This window comes from Pseudochrobactrum albidum, assembly GCF_051851455.1.
Taxonomy (GTDB): domain Bacteria; phylum Pseudomonadota; class Alphaproteobacteria; order Rhizobiales; family Rhizobiaceae; genus Pseudochrobactrum.
Window position 1 is genome coordinate 93201 of the sequence record NZ_JBPVTR010000017.1, and the last position, 20468, is coordinate 113668.

General features: G+C 50.1%; 19 protein-coding genes. 13 read left to right on the forward strand and 6 right to left on the reverse strand.

The genetic code is table 11. The annotated features are described in order from the left end of the window. Positions 1-21 precede the first annotated feature (21 nt). Positions 22-2418, reverse strand: coding sequence for an aldehyde dehydrogenase family protein (locus tag ACSTTO_RS02700; RefSeq protein WP_439271595.1), 2397 nt, complete (start codon positions 2416-2418; stop codon positions 22-24). A gap of 13 nt (positions 2419-2431) precedes the next feature. After that, a complete protein-coding gene (deoC, locus tag ACSTTO_RS02705; RefSeq protein WP_439271596.1) occupies positions 2432-3391 on the reverse strand; it encodes a deoxyribose-phosphate aldolase in 960 nt (319 codons plus the stop codon). Between the two features lie 250 nt (positions 3392-3641). Here deoC and ACSTTO_RS02710 point away from each other — a divergent pair, with 250 nt between their 5' ends. From ACSTTO_RS02710 to ACSTTO_RS02740, 7 genes are all read left to right on the forward strand, one after another. Next, positions 3642-4379, forward strand: coding sequence for a DeoR/GlpR family DNA-binding transcription regulator (locus ACSTTO_RS02710; protein ID WP_439271597.1), 738 nt, complete (start codon positions 3642-3644; stop codon positions 4377-4379). Positions 4380-4512: 133 nt separating this feature from the next. Further along, positions 4513-5640 carry an HPP family protein gene (locus ACSTTO_RS02715; RefSeq protein ID WP_439271598.1) on the forward strand — a complete coding sequence of 376 codons (1128 nt, stop codon included), beginning with the start codon at positions 4513-4515 and terminating at the stop codon, positions 5638-5640. A 66-nt stretch (positions 5641-5706) separates the two neighbouring features. Beyond that, on the forward strand, positions 5707-6483 hold the full coding sequence (locus ACSTTO_RS02720) for a siderophore-interacting protein (RefSeq protein ID WP_439271599.1): 777 nt from the start codon (positions 5707-5709) through the stop codon (positions 6481-6483). 109 nt (positions 6484-6592) lie between these two features. After that, positions 6593-7504, forward strand: a complete 912-nt coding sequence (locus tag ACSTTO_RS02725) for a siderophore ABC transporter substrate-binding protein (RefSeq protein WP_439271600.1) — start codon at positions 6593-6595, stop codon at positions 7502-7504. 219 nt (positions 7505-7723) lie between these two features. Beyond that, on the forward strand, positions 7724-8698 hold the full coding sequence (locus ACSTTO_RS02730; RefSeq protein WP_439271640.1) for an ABC transporter permease: 975 nt from the start codon (positions 7724-7726) through the stop codon (positions 8696-8698). A gap of 109 nt (positions 8699-8807) precedes the next feature. Beyond that, on the forward strand, positions 8808-9704 hold the full coding sequence (locus tag ACSTTO_RS02735; RefSeq protein ID WP_439271641.1) for an iron chelate uptake ABC transporter family permease subunit: 897 nt from the start codon (positions 8808-8810) through the stop codon (positions 9702-9704). Continuing rightward, entirely contained in the window at positions 9701-10459 is a 759-nt protein-coding gene (locus ACSTTO_RS02740; protein WP_439271601.1) for an iron ABC transporter ATP-binding protein, read from the forward strand. Before ACSTTO_RS02735 ends, ACSTTO_RS02740 begins: the two co-directional genes overlap by 4 nt. A gap of 59 nt (positions 10460-10518) precedes the next feature. On the opposite strand, the gene ACSTTO_RS02745 is transcribed toward ACSTTO_RS02740, so the two are convergent. Next, positions 10519-10920 carry a ketosteroid isomerase-related protein gene (locus ACSTTO_RS02745; protein WP_439271602.1) on the reverse strand — a complete coding sequence of 134 codons (402 nt, stop codon included), beginning with the start codon at positions 10918-10920 and terminating at the stop codon, positions 10519-10521. Positions 10921-11083: 163 nt separating this feature from the next. Here ACSTTO_RS02745 and ACSTTO_RS02750 point away from each other — a divergent pair, with 163 nt between their 5' ends. From ACSTTO_RS02750 to ACSTTO_RS02775, 6 genes are all read left to right on the forward strand, one after another. Beyond that, complete coding sequence (locus ACSTTO_RS02750) at positions 11084-11677, forward strand: GNAT family N-acetyltransferase (protein WP_439271603.1); 594 nt, start codon at positions 11084-11086, stop codon at positions 11675-11677. Continuing rightward, positions 11677-12558: a carbon-nitrogen hydrolase family protein gene (locus ACSTTO_RS02755; protein ID WP_439271604.1), complete on the forward strand. Its 882-nt coding sequence runs from the start codon at positions 11677-11679 to the stop codon at positions 12556-12558. The genes ACSTTO_RS02750 and ACSTTO_RS02755 overlap by 1 nt, the downstream gene beginning before the upstream one ends. Before the next feature lie 339 nt (positions 12559-12897). Further along, the gene (gene nspC / locus ACSTTO_RS02760; RefSeq protein ID WP_439271642.1) at positions 12898-13992 is read left to right on the forward strand and encodes a carboxynorspermidine decarboxylase; all 1095 of its coding nucleotides are present in this window, start codon (positions 12898-12900) and stop codon (positions 13990-13992) included. A 254-nt stretch (positions 13993-14246) separates the two neighbouring features. Continuing rightward, positions 14247-15482 (forward strand): saccharopine dehydrogenase family protein, encoded by a 1236-nt coding sequence (locus ACSTTO_RS02765; protein WP_439271605.1) that lies wholly within the window; start codon positions 14247-14249, stop codon positions 15480-15482. A 120-nt stretch (positions 15483-15602) separates the two neighbouring features. After that, positions 15603-16064, forward strand: coding sequence for a hypothetical protein (locus ACSTTO_RS02770; protein ID WP_439271606.1), 462 nt, complete (start codon positions 15603-15605; stop codon positions 16062-16064). Between the two features lie 160 nt (positions 16065-16224). Then, entirely contained in the window at positions 16225-17283 is a 1059-nt protein-coding gene (locus ACSTTO_RS02775; protein WP_439271607.1) for a polysaccharide deacetylase family protein, read from the forward strand. 288 nt (positions 17284-17571) lie between these two features. Here ACSTTO_RS02775 and ACSTTO_RS02780 read toward each other — a convergent pair whose 3' ends face one another. The 3 genes from ACSTTO_RS02780 to ugpA are packed head-to-tail and all read right to left on the reverse strand — an operon-like array spanning position 17572 to position 20372. Further along, positions 17572-18633, reverse strand: a complete 1062-nt coding sequence (locus ACSTTO_RS02780) for a sn-glycerol-3-phosphate import ATP-binding protein UgpC (protein WP_439271608.1) — start codon at positions 18631-18633, stop codon at positions 17572-17574. Continuing rightward, complete coding sequence (gene ugpE / locus ACSTTO_RS02785; RefSeq protein WP_439271609.1) at positions 18633-19481, reverse strand: sn-glycerol-3-phosphate ABC transporter permease UgpE; 849 nt, start codon at positions 19479-19481, stop codon at positions 18633-18635. The genes ACSTTO_RS02780 and ugpE overlap by 1 nt, the downstream gene beginning before the upstream one ends. A 9-nt stretch (positions 19482-19490) precedes the next feature. Further along, entirely contained in the window at positions 19491-20372 is an 882-nt protein-coding gene (gene ugpA / locus ACSTTO_RS02790) for a sn-glycerol-3-phosphate ABC transporter permease UgpA (protein WP_439271610.1), read from the reverse strand. Positions 20373-20468: the final 96 nt, after the last annotated feature.

Below are 20468 nucleotides of genomic sequence, written 5' to 3' on the forward strand. Positions count from 1 at the left end.
CGGCCTATTGCGCGTATCATTTTATGCGCCGTAAGGCACCCAGATATTTTTCACCTGCACAGCGCGGCGCAGATAATCACGGCCTTGTGCCTGTGTCGTATCAAGCCAGTTGCGTTTGCGGCCATTATTCACCCATGTGGCCTTAAGATTGCCGCTTGATGCTTTTTCAACCATGGCGCTGCCCGTTTGTGAGCCTAAATACCAGATAACCGCCACACTATCATGTTCTGCCAGTGTTTTGGCCAGTACATCGCGCTCGCCGCTGATAAGATTAACCACACCGGCCGGAATATCTGATGTCTCCAGCACCTGATAGAAAGCACCCGCGATCAGCGGGTGGCGGCCGGATGGCACAACCACAGCGCGGTTGCCCATGGCAATCATCGGCAATAGCAGCGAAACCAGTGACAGCAGCGGCATTTCATCGGGGCAGATAATGGCAGCCACGCCCCACGGCTCATTCATGGCCAGCGTGATATGGCGTGATTTGGTGGCGTGAACGGCACCATCAAACTTGTCGGCTTGTGCGGCATAATAGAAAATACGGCGGATTGCGGCGTCAAATTCTTCTTCAGCCTGCGGTGCGGCAACGCCGGTGCTTTTTATAAGCAGCTCAACAAATTCATTGCGACGCTGTTCCAGATTTTCACCAAGATAATACAGAATCTGAGCACGATTATGCGCGCTCATACTGCCCCATGATCCTGCCTTTGCCGCGGCCTCAACAGCATTGCGTACATCCTTGCGGTTGCTCAAGGGGGCCTGGCCGATTACGATATTACCCTTGCCGTAAACCGTATAGCTTGCCCCGCCATCAGGGCGCGCCTGTTTGCCGCCAATATAATTTTTCATGGTGCGATCAATGGAGCCGCGGGCAATTTTTTCAACACGGGCAGGCAAGGCGGAAAAGGAAGGACTCTCATCTTGCGGGGCGGGCGGCAGTGTTTTTTCCCAATCGCTGACCAGATATTCATAAAGTCCTTCACGCGCACCTTCGCGGCCAATACCGCTCTCGCGATAACCGCCAAAACCGGCGCCGGCATCAAGCATATTGGTGCAGTTGATCCAGACCACTCCGGCCTTGACGCATGCGGCAATATCAAGCGCGGTGTTGATATTCTCCGACCAGACAGAGGCGGCCAGCCCATAGGCAGTGTTATTGGCAAGCGCAATGACTTCTGCCGGTGTGCGGAATGTTGTTGCCGCGGCAATCGGGCCGAAAATCTCTACCTGACAGACCGTTGATGCCTGGTCAACATTGGTGAAGAAGCCGGGCCTTATGAAGTAACCCTTTGCCGGTAAAGCATTTTCAGTTTGCCATAATGTGCCGCCTTCCTTTTCGCCTTTTGCAATCAGGTCAGCAATGCGCCTGACCTGCGCCGGTGAAATAATCGCGCCTATATCGGTTGATTTATCGAGCGGATTCCCAATGCGGATGGTTTCAAGGCGTTTGCGTAATTTGGCATAAAAACGCTCCGCAATGCCCTCCTGCACCAAAAGGCGGGAGCCGGCACAGCAAACCTCACCCTGATTAAACCAGATGGCATCAACTACACCTTCCACAGCGCTGTCGAGATCCGCATCCTCGCAAATGATGAAGGGGGATTTGCCGCCAAGTTCCAGCGACAGTTTTTTACCGGATCCGGCAATCTGTTCGCGAATTATGCGGCCAACTCTGGTGGAACCGGTAAAGGCAACCTTGTTTACATCCTCATGGCCGCAGATCAGCGCACCGGTTTCACCATCACCATGCACAATATTGACCACACCGGCAGGCAGGCCGACCTCATGGCAGATTTGCGCAAAGGCAATAGCTGTGAGCGGGGTAAGATCGGCAGGCTTCAGCACAACCGTATTGCCGGCTGCAAGGGCGGGGGCAATTTTCCATGCCAGCATCAAAAGCGGAAAATTCCACGGGATCACCTGAGCACAAACGCCAACCGGTGAGAAGCCGCGGAACTCATCTTCCGCCATCTCAGCCCAGCCGGCATGGTGATAAAAATGGCGCACCGCCAGCGGCACATCAATATCGCGGCTTTCACGGATCGGTTTACCGTTATCCATACTTTCCAGCACCGCAAAAAACCGCTCGCGTTTTTGCAGATGGCGGGCAATGGCATAAAGATATCCGGCGCGCTCATGACCGGGGCGTTTTGACCATTTGCCAAATGCAGCGCGGGCGGCCTTGACAGCATCATCCACATCCTGTGCGCTGCCCTTGGCAATCGCTGCCAGACGGTCTTCAGTTGCCGGATTGATAACATCAATGAGCTGGGCATTGCCGGCATCAGTAAAATGACCATTGATGAAGTGACCAAATGGTGCCGGATGATCTGCCAGCCATTGAACAACATCGGTGTCGGCTTCGGGGGAGGGGCCATATTCCATTGTGTCAAGAATATCCTTGATCTGTGCCATGTGGTCAGGTTCCTTATGCGGCTGCATGACGGGAGAGGTCGGCATAACGGCCGGTTACATAATGTTCAAGCTGGCGTTCAATATCGCCGAGCAGTGAGGATGCGCCAATGCGGAACAGATCCGGTTGCAGCCAACTATGCCCAAGCTCTTCCTTCATCATGGATAGCCAGATCAGGGCTTCCCTGGCGCTGCGCAGCCCGCCTGCCGGTTTTAAACCGATTTTTACACCCGTATAGTCGCCATAATCGCGCAATGCCCGCACCATGGTCAGGCTCACGGGCAGGGTTGCATTGACATCCTCTTTGCCTGTCGAAGTTTTGATGAAATCAGCCCCGGCCTGACAGGCAATCATGGATGCTTTATAAACATTGGTCAGGGTCTGCAGGTCTCCGGTTGCCAGAATGGCTTTCATATGGGCATCCCCGCAAGCCTCACGCATAGCGGTCAATTCATCATAAAGCGCCTGCCAATTCTGGGTCAGCACATGTTCTCGGGTAATGACAATGTCGATTTCTTTTGCCCCCTGTTCAATCGCATAACGGATCTCGGCAAGGCGCAGCGGCAGCGGTGAAAGGCCGGCAGGAAAACCGGTGGCAACGGATGCAACCGGAATATCAGTGCCTTCCAGTGCCCTGACCGCATGGGCAACCATGGTTGGATAAACACAGACCGCGCCGGTGGTGATATTGGTATCCTGCAGGCCAAGCCCTTGCACAATATCGGCGCGGATCGGGTTTTTGGCTTTGGCGCACAGGCGGCGTACGCGTCCTGCCGTATCGTCACCGGCCAGCGTTGTCAGGTCAATCGTTTGAACAGCACGCACAAGCCAGGCTGCCTGATAATCTTTTTTCACAGAGCGGCGGGCAGGAATGGTGGCCGCCCGGCGCTCCAAAGCGGAACGGTTGATGCTGATATTTTTAAACCATTCGGTTGTCAGCGGTGTTCCGGTGTTACGTGTATGAGAAGGGCTCATCATATATCCGTATGGCTTGGGTGCAATGATAATACCGGCTGATTTTGCGATTGAAGCAGAAGGCCGGTTTTGTTGATAGTGCAGGAATATGCCTGTCTTACATGACAGGATATTATATTGTTATTATCCGATCATTATGTTTGGATCGTTTCACTAAACAATGTATTATGTCAAGGCTGCAAAAAATATTGCTTCACTGGGCGTTGTTTTTTTATAAATATGGCCTGTCAATTTATGCAAGGGGACAAATTTGAGCAGAACCAGCCGCAGGGATGAACGTCTTCTTGAACTCGCCGCCCTGCTGGAAAAACAGGGCGTGATACGTCTGCGTGATGCGGCTACAGAGCTTGGTGTTTCTGAAATGACCATCCGCCGCGATATGGCGCAGCCGATGGAAAATCTTGTAAAGGGTCTGAACTGTCTTGGTGGTTATATTTTCCCCGTTCAGGAAAATAATGCCAGCAGTGATTACAGCCTTGATCTTGAGAAAGACTGCCATGCAGGCGCAAAAATAAATGCCTGCACACAGGCTGCGGCATTGATTGAAGAATATGACACGATCTTTATTGATTGCGGCACCACAACCCCGCATCTGGCGCGGCTGGTGCCGGAGAATAAATCAATCACCGTTGTGTGTTATTCATTGAATGTGGCTGAGATTCTGGCGGCACGTGAGGATGTGCGTCTGATTATGCTCGGCGGGCTGTTTCACCGTTCTGCAGCTTCTTTCTCAGGCGATGAGGCCATTGAAACACTTAAAAAAATCATCATCAACAAAGCCTTTATATCAGCAGGCGGCGTGCATGATGAGCATGGTGTGAGTTGCTCACATTTTCATGAAATTCCGGTCAAGCAAATGGCGATTGCCCGTGCGCTTGCCTCCTATCTGGTGGTAGACAGCAGCAAATTCGGCAAGGTACGCTCAGCACCTTTTGCGCAAATGTCACAATTCTCACATATTATCAGCGACCGCACAGAGCTTGTTTAAGAAAAATTGGCGGACCCGGCCTGTTCATAGCTGCAAACAGCTGATAATCACGGCTGTTCCGGTATGTTGATTATTCTTTTGAAAGCTGTCCGGAGCCGGATATTTATAATTATGTTTTTATAAGTCTTGTAAGATGAACCAGCCTGAAAATCATGCCAGCGGAATAAGGCGTGCGGCAGACCGGCTTTTTGCGCCTTTGCTTGCCGGTGCCACTTTCCGCTCACGTCTGATTGCGTGTTTTGGCATTTTATTATGCGTTATTTTCGCCGGACTGATCAGTGCCTGGCTTTATAATCATGCAACACATTCCGTGTTTCTGATTGCACCGGTCGGCGCTTCTGCCATTTTGCTGTTTATCGTGCCTTCCAGCCCGATGGCGCAGCCATGGGCAATTATCGGCGGTAATACTATATCCGCATTTGTTGGTGTTTGTATTTATCATTTGGTGCCCGAGCCTTATCTTGCCGCAGGGCTTGCGGTATCGCTTTCGGTGCTGGTGATGTCGGTTTGTCGTGCCATGCATCCGCCGGGGGGTGCCATTGCGCTTACCGCTGTCATTGGCGGAAAGACGATACAGGATACAGGTTTTTTGTTTCCGCTGATGCCGGTGGCGCTGGATTCTCTGTTGGTGGTGTTGTTTGGCATGGTTTTTCACTGGTTGTTAAAACGCCCTTATCCGCATAATGCGCCGGTTATCAATCAACACCAGACACAGGATATACCAACACAGATGCGTGGCGGGCCTGTTGCCGCCGATATTGATGCCGCTCTTGCCGCAATGGAGGAAAGCTATGATATCAGCCGCGCTGATCTTGAAATTTTGATAAGGCAGATTGAAATGCAGGCTGTGATGCGCAGCCATGCCAGTGGAAATGAAGGGCCGGATTGTGCTGCGATCATGTCGCGCCATGTGGTTTCGGTGAAGCCGGATGACGATGATGATTATGCCCGTTCATTATTATTGCGGCATAATATTCGTTCGCTGCCGGTGGTGGATGAGAATAATCGCCTGCTTGGCACTGTGGGTCTGCGTGAATTGCTGAAAGGTAAAGGCGCTGTGAGCACTTTGATGACAGCCCCGCCCACAGCCTGTGCGCATGACAGTGCCCTGAGCCTGTTGCCGGTTTTAACCAATGGGCGCTCCCATGCGGTAATTATTGTCGATGATGATCATCATCTTTTGGGGCTGATCTCGCAGACTGATCTTCTGGCGGCGCTGGCGCGTCTGACCCCCGTTTTGCGCAGGTCAGGGAACAGGTAATATAAAGTTGATTTTTATAGTCCACTTATCTATAGCATAAAACAGCAACAGTATAAGGAAGTGACTATGCAGACAATACCGGTTCAGGCGCAGCCAGCATGGCGTCCGCAGTTGCGCCAGTGGGAATTCACCGTAGTAGCGGTTGCCGATACCCCTGTGAATATGCGCCGTGTGACTTTTACTGCGCCTGATATTGCGGAATTTACTTACAAACCAGGCCAGGCTGTTGTTATGATGTTACCGACCGGTCATGGTGAGTTTGGCCGCCGTGATTACACAATCCGCAGCTTTAACAAGGAAAAAGGGCTATTGGATGTGGATTTCTTTATGCATGGTACCGGCACTCATCTGACCCCGGGGCCGGCTTTTGCCTATAATGCAAAAGCGGGTGACAAAATTACTGTGCGGGGCCCACGTGGTGGTGCTTCGTTCCGTGAAGACGCTGATTGGCACTTGATCACTGGTGATGAATGTTGCATTCCGGCGATTTTTCATATTCTCGAAACGATGCCTGCAAAAGCACAGATGCATGTGCTGATTGAAATTGATGACGCTTTCTCGCAGATTGCGCTCAGCACTATTCGCGAAGGGTTGTCCGCTACACAGATTACATGGTTGCATCGCGGTGAGCAGAAAGCAGGCCCTAGTGATTTGATGGCTCGTGCTGTTGCCGGATATCATCTTCCACATGGCTGTGGCCACGCCATTCTTATTGGCGAAACCAGCAATGTGCGCAAGCAGCGTCAAAATTTACTGTCACGCGGGCTGACCCGTGAACAGATCGCCTCGGAAGGTTATTGGCGTCCAGGCCGCATCGGCGGCCATGATCATGTGGATGACTGATAATCAATGCTGCACTGTAATACGACAAACACACACAGCATTAAAAGCAAATAAGGCGCTATAAGGCTGTTCTGCAGACGCGCGCAAATTTATGATAAAGAGGAATAAAATGAGACGGATGACAGGTCTTTTTGCAGGTATTGCCGCCGGTGCACTCCTGTTTGCAGGCGCAGCCCTTGCCGGTGAAATAACTGTGAAACATGCGCAGGGCGAGACCAGACTGCCGGATGTGCCGCAGAAAATCATCACGCTTGATCTTTCATCTCTTGATACGCTGGATACGCTTGGCGTGAAGGTAACGGGTGTGCCGGTTGTTAAAATGCAGGATTATCTGCAAAAATATACTGATGAGGCCTATATCAAGGCCGGCACCCTGTTTGAGCCGGATTATGAGGCGATCAATGCCGCAGAGCCGGATCTTATCATTGTGGGCGGGCGGTCTTCAGCCAAATATTCCGAGCTTGCCAAAATTGCGCCAACCATTGATATGACCGCTGATGCGGGTAATTTTGTGCAAAGCTCGGAAGAGAATGTGCGCAGCCTGGCAAAAATCTTCGGCAAGGAGCAGCAGGCAGAAACAGCCCTGAGCAGGATTAATGCCAAGAAGGATGAACTGAAGATTCTGGCAGGAAAAGCGGGCACAGGCCTGCTTGTTCTCACCACCGGCGGCAAGATGAGCGCCTATGGTCCGAATTCCCGTTTTGGCGTGTTGTATAATGATTTTGGCATCCGGCCGGTTGCAGATGATATCAAGCCCGGCGGCCACGGCCAGCCGATTTCTTTTGAATATGTGCTTGAAAAAAATCCGGATTGGCTATTTGTGATTGACCGTGATGCGGCTATTGGCCGTGAAGGTGTTGCTGCCGGAAAATTTCTTGATAATGCTGTTATCGGGCAGACAAATGCCTGGAAAAACAAACAAGTGATCTATCTGGACGGATCAGCATGGTATCTCAATGCCAGTGGTCTGACGGCAATGGAACATATTGTTGATCAATTGCTTACCGGCCTTAAAAAATAGCTGTTGCCGGTTTTGCCTGAGCTTTGCAGGATTTAAGCGGAGTATTTATGTCGTGTTTAAGCTTTACCCCGCCGGTTCTTATGGGGTAAAGCATATCTCTTGCCTGCAGAAGAATTAAAAAGGCAGCAATGCATTGTCACTGCTGCTTTTTCTTTATGTTGTCCGGTCTTTTCCCCGTTGCGCTGCTTGTAATATTTGCCAGCTGTGGCAATGGTCAGAATGGTTGCTGTTTTTGTGAAACTGATTGCTGCTACATGTTTGTTGACAAGCCTTGCTCTGATGAGTTTGTTTATCGGGGTGAGTGATGTGTCCCTGCACAGCCTGTTTGGCGATGAAAGCGCATGGCGTGCGCAATTCCTGCTTGTTGAAACCCGTATTCCGCGCACCATCGCCCTTGTGCTGGCAGGCGCAGGCATGGCGGTTTCCGGAACGATTATGCAGATTCTGGCGCGCAACCGTTTTGTTGAACCGTCCACGGCCGGCACGGTGGATTCCGCTTCACTTGGTATTCTTGCGGTGATGATTTTGGCGCCGGCTATGCCGGTTTTTGGCAAGATGCTGGTGGCAACGGGTTTTGCACTGGCTGGTACGGCGCTGTTTATGCTGATCCTGCGGCAAATACCACTGCGTTCACCGGTTATTGTGCCGCTTGTCGGTATTATGCTTGGCGGGGTTATTTCGGCGATTACCACATTTTTTGCCTACCGCTTTGATCTGCTGCAATCTATGAGCGCCTGGACAACGGGTGATTTTTCTGCCGTTTTGCGCGGACGCTATGAGCTGTTATGGCTGTCTTTTATACTGACAATTGCTGCTTATATTGCGGCTGATCGCTTTACCGTTGCTGGTATGGGGGAAGCTTTTACCACAAATCTGGGGCTCAATTACCGCCGTGTGATGACATTCGGCCTGACAATTGTAGCCATGGTCACGGCTTGTGTGGTGGTAACTGTGGGTATTGTGCCGTTTCTCGGGCTGATTGTGCCCAATCTGGTGAGCATGATGCAGGGCGATAATATGCGCCGCTCCCTGCCGTGGATTGCTTTGCTCGGTGCCGGGCTGGTGCTGATTTGTGATATGATCGGGCGCACAATTAATGCGCCTTATGAAATTCCCGTCGGCACTATTTTCGGGCTTTTGGGCAGCGCTTTCTTCCTGTATCTGGTTTTGAGGAAATCCGCCCGTGGTGCATGAAACTGTCTATCCTGCGCAAAGTCTGACTGCTCTATCTGCAGAAAACCCAGCTAACCGCCGCAATGCATTGAAACGACTGACGTTACTTGCTGCTCTGGCATTGATAGCAATGGTTGCCTTTATGACTATTGGCGCTAAAGGCAGTTGGAGCTTTATTATACCGTTTCGCGGCGCCAAACTGGCGGCAATGGTGCTGGTAGCCTATTCCATTGCCCTGTCAACAGTCCTGTTTCAGACCATTACCAGTAACCGCATTCTCACACCATCAATCATGGGGTTTGATGCGCTTTATGCGCTGCTGCAAACGGTGCTGGTTTTTACCATCGGTGCTCATGCGGTATCAATGGCTAGTCCGAAATTGATGTTCCTTGTTGAAATTGCCTTGATGATGGGCTTTTCCGGTCTGCTCTATCGCTGGCTGTTTGCCGGTGAAGAGCGTTCATTACATCTGCTGATGCTGGTGGGGATTATTTTCGGCGTGTTTTTCCGCTCCGGAGCCGGGTTTTTACAACGTATCATCGACCCGAATGATTTTATCGTTTTGCAGGATCGGCTATTTGCTTCTTTCAATACGATAGACAGCCAGCTACTTGGCCTTTCAGGCATTATTGTTGCGCTGACATCAATGGCCGCATGGCGGATCGGCCACCGTTTTGATATTTTGTCGCTGGGGCGGGAAGTAGCAATTGGCTTTGGCATTAATTACAAGCGCACAACAATGATGATCCTGATGATGGTGGCGGTGCTGGTGTCGGTCTCCACGGCACTTGTCGGGCCGGTGACATTTTTTGGTCTTCTGGTAGCTAATCTCAGCTATATGATCATGCCGGTAACCCGCCATCGTTATACAATTCCTGCAGCTGTTTTGCTGGCAATTATTGCGCTTGTTGGCGGACAGCTTGTGCTGGAGCGGCTTTTTGCCTTTAACACCGCCCTTGGTATTGTCATTGAATTTTTTGGCGGCGTGTTTTTTATAGTGCTGCTGGTGCGAGGAGTTGCCCGATGATTGAGGTCAAGGCCGTCAGTAAAACCTATGGCGAAACCCTGGTTATCAATAATGTCTCGCTGACATTGCCATCCGGAGGCATTACTTCGATTATCGGCCCTAACGGCGCCGGAAAATCCACCCTGCTGTCGATGATTAGCCGTCTTATTCCCTGTGATCGCGGTCATATTTTGGTGGATAATATGGATGTGGCACGCACGGCTGGCGATGTGCTGGCTAAAAGGCTTGCCATTTTGCGGCAGGACAACCATATGACCGCGCGCCTCACGGTGCGTGATCTGGTAACTTTCGGCCGTTATCCCTATAGCAAAGGTCGTCCAACAGCGCAGGATGCGCAATATGTGGCGCGCTCCTTGCAATATCTCAACCTGACAGATCTGGCTGACCGCTTTCTGGATGAGTTATCGGGCGGGCAGCGTCAGCGCGCCTATGTGGCAATGGTCTTGTGTCAGGATACGGATTACACACTGTTTGATGAACCGCTGAACAATCTCGACATGAAGCATTCTGTGGAGATGATGAAGCTGTTGCGCAAAGCAGCGGATGATCTGGGCAAGACTGTTGTCGTTGTGCTGCATGATATTAACTTTGCCTCCTGCTATTCTGATCATATTGTGGCAATGCAAAATGGCAGATTATTTTGTCAGGGTACACCGGAAGAGATTGTCTGCCCTGTGGTACTGGAATCAATCTATGGTACTGTTTTCAAGGTGCAGGATGTGGAAGGCAAGCGCATTGCCACTTATTTTATGTAAAGGCCGCTTTTATGTAAAAGCTGCGCCGCCTTTTGAGATTATAAAGGCGGCGCGTTTTTTTATTTGCTGACCTGGGCAATCCAGTCATTAAGGTTATAATAATTGCTGATACGGGCAACCTTGCCGTCGCGCAGCTCAAAAAATGCGCCTGCAGGCAGCACATATTTCTGCCCTCTGGCTTCCGGCAGGCCCTCATCGGTTGCCAGATATTCCCCATGCACCACAAATTCGGCTGCGCCGCGTGTGCCTTCCGCATTGGTCATAATCACCATATCGGTGAGATTTTCCTTATAAGAGCGGTTCATATGCGCCATAAATGAACGAAAGTGCTCCTTGCCCTGATGCCGCGCGCCCTGATTAATATCATGCACAACCTCATCATGCAGAAGGTCAATAAAAGTCTCCATATCCTGCGCATTAAAAGCATCATAATAGGCACGGATAATCTGTGCAGCATCCATGATAATCACTCCTGAATTTGGCATGACCCTTTCATAGAGCTCAGGCAGGCAAAGAAAAGGCGAAAATGCGCAGTAAAATGGCACTTTTGCGTAAATCTCTGCCGTTTGCCGTACTGTATTTTATCAGCTGATGGTTTAAAAAATAACAGATGGAGGATGCAGCATGTGTGTTCGGATTGAAACCTGTTCAGGCAGCAGGATTGCGCCTTTTATTGATGATCTGGCGCGGTTGCGTATCCGTGTTTTTCGCGATTTTCCCTATCTCTATGACGGGGATATGGCTTATGAAACTAATTATATCGCAACCTATGCCAATTCCCCCGGCAGTTTTTTTGTGCTGGCATTGGATGGCGATAAGGTGATAGGTGCTTCCACCGGCATTCCGATGCAAGATGAAACAGAGGCGTTTAAGGCGCCTTTTGCTGAACATGGCTATAAGCCGGATAAAATCTTTTATTTCGGGGAATCCGTGCTGCTGCCGGCTTATCGCGGGGCTGGCATTGGTGTGCGTTTTTTTGAGGAGCGCGAGGCCCATGCGCGCCAAAGCGGGCAATTTGAAATGTGTTGCTTTTGTGCTGTGGAGCGCCCGCAAGATCATCCGGCGCGGCCGCATAATTATCAGCCGCTTGATCAGTTCTGGAACAAGCGCGGCTTTTTTCATAAGCCTGAATTGCGCACTTTTTACAGCTGGCGGGATGTGGGTAACAGTGCGGAAACCGCAAAGCCGATGTCTTTCTGGATAAAGGAACTGAACTGATGCTGCATCTTGCCTCTTGCCAATATGTGATTGAACTGATCAGAACATGGGATGATTATGAGCAGCATTTGCGCGATCTTTGTTCAGCCGCCGTCAGGCAGGGCGCAAAGGTACTGCTATTGCCGGAATATGCGGGGCTGGTTTTATCAGGGCAGCTGCCGGAGGAGGTGCGCAGTGACCTGCATGGGTCAATTGCCGCTATTCAGCCGCTTTTGCCGCGCTGGCTGGCACTTTGCGAGGCGATTGCCCGTGAACATCAAATTGTGCTGCAGCCCGGCAGTGCGCCGGTGCTGGACAGGGATGGGAAATACCGCAACCGTGCCTGGCTTTTCGGGCCGGACGGGCTGATTGGCCATCAGGATAAAATCATCATGACCCGCTTTGAGCGCGAGCAATGGGGCATCAGCGGGGGGGTGGAGGATATACGCAGTTTTGCCACCCCGTTTGGCCATTTTGGTATTTTGATATGCTATGATAATGAATTTCCGATGCTGGCGCGCCGTCTTGGCGATCAGGGTGCGGAACTGATATTGGCGCCAAGCTGCACCGATACGCTGGCAGGCTATTATCGTGTGCGCATCGGTGCGCAGGCACGTGCTCTGGAAAACCAGTTTGCGGTTCTGGTTTCCCCAACCGCGGGTGAGGCGCCGTGGTCGCCGGCTTTGGATGAAAATTGTGGCCGTGCTGCCCTTTATGTGCCGTCAGATTATGGCATGCCGCCAAGTGGTGTTTATGCCGAGAGTGCACAGGATATTGTAACGGCAAGCCGCTGGATGCATTGCAGTATTGATCTGGCGCAGGTGCGCCGTCTGCGGCAGGAGGGGCAGGTGTTTACCCATCGTGATTGGCCGGAACAGTTTAAAACAGCCGCACCTGTTTAAGGCAGCATCTGCCATATGCTGTATTAAAATTTTCATAATGTGCTTTTATATAGGGTGCAAAGCGGCCTGAAATTTAACAAAACCGGCAAATTTTTCGTTTTACAATGCTGTATATTTATAAAACCGGTTTCGGTTTTGCATATTATACAGTAAAGAAGAACCACAGCGGGCAAGCGGCTTATCGCGCGGCAGGATTTATCTTCAAAATCCGGGCAGCGCGCTGAAAACAGGCGCATGGCAGATCCGGATGAATATTGCGGAAAATGACGGCATGGCAATTGTTTATAAACCCGCAAATGAGCTGAGATCCATAACAGAGCGGACATAAGTGAATTGACGATCAAGACACCATATTACCTCATCGATAAAAGCAAACTTCTGCCCAATCTGGAAAAGATTAAATATGTGCGCGAGCAATCGGGTGCAAAATCGTTGCTGGCGCTGAAATGCTTTGCCACATGGTCTGTGTTTGATCTGATGAGCCGGTATATGGATGGCACAACATCATCTTCGCTTTATGAAGTGCGCCTTGGCAGGGAAAAATTTGCCGGCGAAACACATGCCTATAGTGTGGCCTATGCGGATGATGAGATTGAAGATGTGCTGAAAAACAGCGACAAGATCATTTTCAATTCCATTAGTCAGCTGAACCGTTTTGAAGACGTTTCCAAAAACCATATCCGCGGCTTGCGTGTGAATCCGCAGGTTTCCACCTCCGATTTTTCGCTGGCCGATCCGGCACGGCCATTCAGCCGCCTTGGGGAATGGGATGCCGCAAAGATTGAAACGGTGATGGATAAAATCTCCGGCTTCATGTTTCACAATAATTGTGAGAATGATAATTTTGACCGGTTTGATGAAATGCTGGGCATTATTGAAGAGCGCTTCGGCCATCTGATCGCCCGTGTCCAATGGGTCAGCCTTGGCGGCGGCATTCATTTTACCGGTGAAAATTATCCGCTTGACCGGTTTTGCGCCCGTCTTAAAGCTTTTTCCGCAAAATATGGTGTGCAGGTCTATCTGGAGCCGGGAGAGGCTGCAATTACCAAATCGGCAACGCTGGAAGTAACTGTGCTGGATACGCTGTTTAATGGCAAAAACCTCGCCATTGTCGACAGTTCAATTGAAGCGCATATGCTGGATTTGCTGATTTATCGCCAAAGCGCCAAAATAGAGCCCAATACGGGCGACCATGAAATTATGATTTGTGGCAAATCCTGCCTTGCAGGTGATATTTTTGGCGAATTCCGCTTTGACAAACCATTGCAGATTGGCGACCGCCTGTCGATTCAGGATGCCGCGGGCTATACAATGGTTAAGAAAAACTGGTTTAACGGCGTTAAAATGCCATCCATTGTTGTGCGCCAGCTTGATGGCAGGGAAGAGCTTGTTAAGGAATTCAGCTTTGATGATTTTGCCGCTGCTCTCTCTTAAGGCAACCGGCACAGCAGCCCTGAGGTCAAAGCGGAAACTGCCTGCACGGTAACAATACCGGATTGGCTTTTGCTTTTGTTTTACCCATATGGGCTGCTTAACAACACAGGTCGTTTGTGAAGACGATCCAACCGCAACCGATGCATTTGATGCAAAATAACCTGTATCAGGCGCATCATTGACAGGTGCATAATTCTCATCAGCGTAATTTTGAGATTATGCCGAAAAGGCTATTATGGAGCGTATCGCGTGAAATGAAAAAAAATGTTCTGATTATTGGTGCCGGAGGCGTGGCGCAGGTTGTGGCGCATAAATGTGCGCAGAACAATGATGTACTGGGTGATATTCACATTGCTTCGCGAACAAAATCCAAATGCGATGATATGATCGCCAGTGTTCGTGAAAAAAAGAGTATGAAGGTTGAGGGCGTGTTGGAAGCCCATGCACTGGATGCTCTGGATATTGAAGCCACGAAGGCACTGATTACCAGAACAAATTCTCAAATCGTGATCAATGTCGGTTCGCCTTTTATCAATATGTCCGTATTGCAGGCCTGTATTGAAACCGGCGCGGCCTATATGGATACTGCTATCCATGAAGAACCAAACAAGATCTGCGAGACCCCGCCATGGTATGCAAATTATGAGTGGAAGCGCCGTGAGATTTGCGCAGAAAAAGGCGTAACCGCTATTCTTGGCATCGGTTTTGATCCCGGCGTTGTCAATGCCTATGCGCGTCTTGCCAAGGATGATTATTTCGACAAGATTACTGATATTGATATTATTGATATCAATGCCGGCTCCCATGGGCGTTGGTTCTCCACCAATTTTGATCCGGAAATTAACTTCCGCGAATTTACCGGCCGTGTCTATTCATGGCAAAAGGGTGCGTGGCAGGTTAATAAAATGTTCGAGATCGGCAAGGAATATGACCTGCCTGTTGTCGGCAAGCAGAAAGCCTATATGACCGGCCATGATGAAGTGCATTCTCTGGCGCGCAATATGGAAGGCGCGGATGTGCGCTTCTGGATGGGTTTCAGCGACCATTATATCAATGTGTTCACCGTGTTGAATAATCTTGGTCTGTTGTCTGAACAACCCGTTAAAACCGCTGAAGGTCTGGAAGTTGTGCCGCTGAAAGTGGTCAAGGCCGTTTTGCCGGATCCGGCATCGCTTGCACCTGATTATACCGGCAAAACCTGTATTGGTGATCTGGTCAAGGGCAGCAAAGACGGCAAGGCGCGTGAAGTCTTCATCTATAATGTGGCAGATCACAAAGATGCCTATAATGAAGTTGGCTCACAGGGCATTTCCTATACTGCCGGTGTGCCGCCGGTGGCTGCGGCCATGTTGATTGCATCCGGTGAATGGGATGTGAAAACTATGGTTAATGTTGAAGAGCTGGATCCGCGTCCTTTCCTGACTACCATGAGCAGGCTTGGTCTTACCACCTGGATTCGCGATGAACAGGGCGAGCGTCAGATTTTCTGACAACAGGTCTTTATTATCCGGTCAGGCTCAGGGGCTGCAGCCCCTGAGCTTTTTTATTGTGCCGGATGATATATTGTTTAATATCGCCCGATATTTGCAATAATCTGAGAAAGACAGGCCATGATATTTTCCGGACTTGCACAATTATACCGCGTGATGGTGCCGCTTGCAGGCCTGATGCTTGTTTCAGGCTGTACGGCTGGTATTGAGGAGGGAGCGCAGCAACGCCCGCCGATGCGCCCCGACAGACAACAAATGTGCACAATGGAATATGCGCCCGTTTGTGGTGAGCGCAATGGCAATATCCGCACATTTGGCAATGGTTGCCAGGCCGGAGCAGCGGGGTATCGTGTTATGCATAAAGGTGAATGCGGCGCTCTGCGCCCGCATCAGCCACAATGGCATCATCGTCCTGACCGCCCGTCATTAGGCGGTGAGGGGCATAACCGCCCGCAAACAGCCTGCACGCGTGAATATGCACCGGTATGTGCAACCAGCCATGGCCGCAGCCGGACATTTCCTAATGCCTGTGTTGCACGTAATGCCGGCTTCTATAAAATGCAAAACGGTGCCTGCCGTTAACACTGTCCTTACGGCTTCCATCCTATAGAGATTGCACATATTTGCCGACGAGATCGATGAAGCGGTTTTGCATGCCGGTAATGTGCAAAAGATGAGGGACTTCAGTTCTTAAAACCGCTGGAGTGTTTAAAAAACTATGGAAACTGCAGCGGATAAATAAATGAGGGGTTTGCACGAAATAAAGCGCCGGCTGAAATATTCGGCTATCCGTATGGGGCTGGAGGCGATTTCACTGTTGCGCCTTAACAAATTATTGCCGTTTGCAGCAAAAAACGGGCTGATTTTTACCCTGCATCATGTCCGGCCGGATGCAAGCCTGCACAGGTTTTCACCTAATGCCATTCTTTCCGTGACACCGGAATTTTTGGAAGAAGTGGTTCAGCAGGTATTGTCTGCAGGGATGATACCGGTTCATGTGCATGAACTGCCGCACTTATTGCAGCATAATCCGCAGAACAAACGCTATGTCTGTTTTACGCTGGATGATGGTTATTGCAATAATGCGCAATATGCAGCACCGGTCTTCAGGCGTTATAATATTCCTTATACGATTTATATCACATCCGGTTTTGCCGAGCGCAGCCATATTTTATGGTGGGAAGTGATTGAACATTTATTGCGCCGGACAGATAAGCTTGTTTTTGATTTTGGTTGCGGGCAGGAGGCACTGCATATAGCAAGCACAGCCGGCAAAATGTCTGCTTTCATGCGTTTTGCCCGTTTTGTTGACAGCCTTAATGAGGATGAAGCAGTCAGGAAAATTACCTGTCTGGCAAAAGAACATGGTATTGATCCGCTGCAAATGACGCAGAGCCTGACAATGGATGCGGCACAATTGCGTCAATTAAAGGAACAGGATGGTGATCTTGTGCATTTTGGTGCCCATTCGGTCAGCCATATCAATCTGGCACATGCAGATGAACAGCGCATCAATGATGAAATCATCACATCAGCCAACTGGCTTAAAGAGAAGCTTGACCAGGTGCCATTGTCCTTCGCCTACCCCTATGGCTGGAAAACAGCCGTGAATGAAAAATGCTGGCATGCGGCACGTAAGGCGGGGTTTGAAATTGCGGTAACAACGCAGGCCAGCATGACAGAACCGGCAAATCTGAACCATCCGCAGGCTTTTCCACGGGTTTCGCTTAATGGATATTTTCAGAAATCGCGCTATGTGCGCGCACTTATTTCCGGCATCCCATTTATAAACATTAAATAATTTAGCCTAGACTTAATCATTAATATTAATGATGAATATCATCAAAATTATAAATTTAATTATTTTCAATTAAAAGGTTAAGCTTAAGGCATAAGAGCTGCCACAATATGGCAAGCTCTTGGAATATCCCTGATAAGGCATATGTCTTGTCAGACAGGGTATATGCCTGACAGGTTACCATGAGAGTTCATACGGGGGCATGATAATCATGGTGTCGCCGATAGCCGGATCAATAACCGGCATCGGCGACAATAATCCCGGCCATTGCCGAGATTATTATTTTTCCGTTTACAATTCAATCCGCTTGCCGTCTTTATCAAAGCAATGCAGTGCCGTTTTGTCAGCACTGATTTTGAGCACTTCGCCTGCTGTAACGGGGCTGCGGCCTGCAACACTGAAAATGATTGCTGTGTTGTCTGCAAGGCGGGCATGTACATAGCTTTCCGCACCAACAAGCTCAACCGCATCAACCGTGGCATCTGCGGCAAAAAGGCTGTCCTTGCCACCTTCGCCCAATACAAATCCTTCAGGACGGATACCGATTGTGGCAGTTTGTGCAGGCAGAATCTTTTCTGCGCCTTTCAGCCACGGAACAATGTTGCCCGCAGCATCCCTGCAGGCAAGCAAATTCATGGAAGGTGAGCCGATAAAGGTTGCCACAAAGGTGGTTGCGGGCTTTTCATAAAGCTCAATCGGAGTACCGACCTGCTCAATCCGGCCACCATTTAACACCACCAGACGGTCAGCCAGTGTCATGGCTTCCATCTGGTCATGGGTTACATAAACACTGGTAACACCGAGCGTGCGCTGCAGGCGTTTGATCTCAACACGCATATGTACGCGCAATTTGGCATCGAGATTAGAGAGTGGCTCGTCAAACAAAAAGGCAGCCGGCTCACGCACAATGGCGCGCCCCATGGCAACGCGCTGGCGCTGACCGCCTGAAAGCTGGCGCGGTTTGCGCTCCAGAAATTGTTCAATCTCCAATGCTTTGGCCGCCTTGGCAATGCGTTGCTCAATTTCAGCCTTCGGGGTGTTGCGGTTTTTCAGGCCATAGGCCAGATTTTGGCGCACGGTCATATGCGGATAAAGCGCATAGTTCTGGAACACCATGGCAATATCGCGCTCAGCCGGTTCCAGATCATTAACCACGCGGTCACCGATGGAAACATTACCCGATGTAATGCTTTCCAGCCCGGCAATCATGCGCAGCAATGTGGATTTGCCGCAGCCGGAAGGCCCAACCAGAACAACCAGTTCACCATCAGCGATTTCCAGCGAGACACCCTTGATGGTCTCTACAGTGCCGCCATAGATTTTTTTGATATTTTCAAGAGAGATACGGGCCATTATTTTTCCGTTTCAACAAGACCTTTGACGAACCATCGCTGCATCAGAACCACGACGATGATCGGAGGGATGATCGCAAGGATCGTTGTCACCATGACAAAGTGCCATGGTGTTGCGGCATCGGCAAAGTCCACCATTTTGCGCAAGGCGATGATAATTGTATTCATCTTTGCATCATTGGTGACCAGCAGAGGCCAGAGATATTGTGTCCATCCGAAGATGAACAGAATAACAAAAAGTGCTGCAATATTGGTTTTGGATAATGGCAGCAGAATATCTTTCATAAAGCGCCATGGCCCTGCATTATCAATACGTGCGGCTTCCACAAGCTCCCCCGGAATAGTCAGGAAAAACTGACGAAACAGGAATGTTGCTGTTGCCGAAGCCATCAGCGGCAGGGTTAAACCGGCATAGGTATCAATAAGGCCGAGATCAACAATCACCTTATAGGTTGGCAGAATACGCACCTCCACCGGCAGCATCAGGGTGATGAAGATCATCCAGAAAAACACCATACGAAAGCGGAAGTTGAAAAACACAATCGCAAAAGCTGAGGTGAAAGAGATGATGATTTTGCCAATAGCAATTGCCAGAGCCACCACGGTGGAGTTGAACAACAGACGCTCAAGGCTCACACCAACTGTGCGTTCCACACCGCCACTTAAGGCATCACGGTAGTTCTCAATAAAATGATCACCGGGCAAAAGCGGGATCGGAGGGCGGAGAATTTCCGCCGATGTCATGGTTGATGCCACAAATGTATAATAGATCGGGAAGGCAACAATGATGATGCCGATAATCAGCGCCAGGTGGCTGATCGCGATAGTGACAGGATTGCGCTCAATCATTGGCTGACCTCAGGAATAATGGACGCGCTTTTCAACAAAGCGGAACTGAAATGCTGTAAGGGCGATAACAATAACCATCAAAACCACGGATTGCGCGGCAGATGAACCAAGATTGAGATTGACGAAGCCGTCATTATACACCTTGTAAACCAGTGTTTCCGTGGCTTTGGCAGGACCGCCGCCGGTTACTGCATGGATGATGCCGAATGTGTCGAAAAAGGCATAGACCGTGTTAACAACCAGCAGGAAAAAAGTTGTTGGCGCAAGGAGCGGGAAGGTGATTGACCAAAAGCGCTTTACGCCACGCGCGCCGTCTATGGCCGCTGCTTCCAGCAGGGACTTGGGGATTGCCTGCAAGCCGGCTACAAAAAACAGGAAATTATAGCTGATCTGTTTCCATGAGGCTGCAAAGATCACCAATGCCATAGCCTGATCACCTTTCAGCAAGGGATCCCAGTCAAAACCGGCATTGCGCAGCAGATAGGCCAGCGTGCCCATGGCAGGAGAGAACATGAACAGCCACAAAATACCGGCAATGGCTGGCGCAACCGCATAAGGCCAGATCAGCAATGTGCGGTAGATATTTTTGCTGCGCACGACTTTTTCCGCAGCCGTTGCCAGAAACAGCGCAACCGCCATCGACAGAACTGCCGTTGCAATGCTGAAGAAAATTGTGATCTGAAAGGAATGCAGATAATTCGGATCGGCAAACAGATCACGAAAATTCTTGAAACCGACAAATGTGCTGCGCAGGCCAAACGGATCCTCACGCATCATCGACTGATAAATTGCCTGACTTGCCGGCCAGAAAAAGAATATGAAGGTGAGTATGAGCTGCGGCGCAACCAGAAAATAGGGGAGCACCTTGTTGGGAAAAACAACACGCTGCACAAAAATCTCCTTAAACTGCCTTGCCAGATTTTGGCCGGCCACCGCAACCGCGCCTGAAATGGACGGCAGGGTTTTAAAAATAATGCGGCATACCGC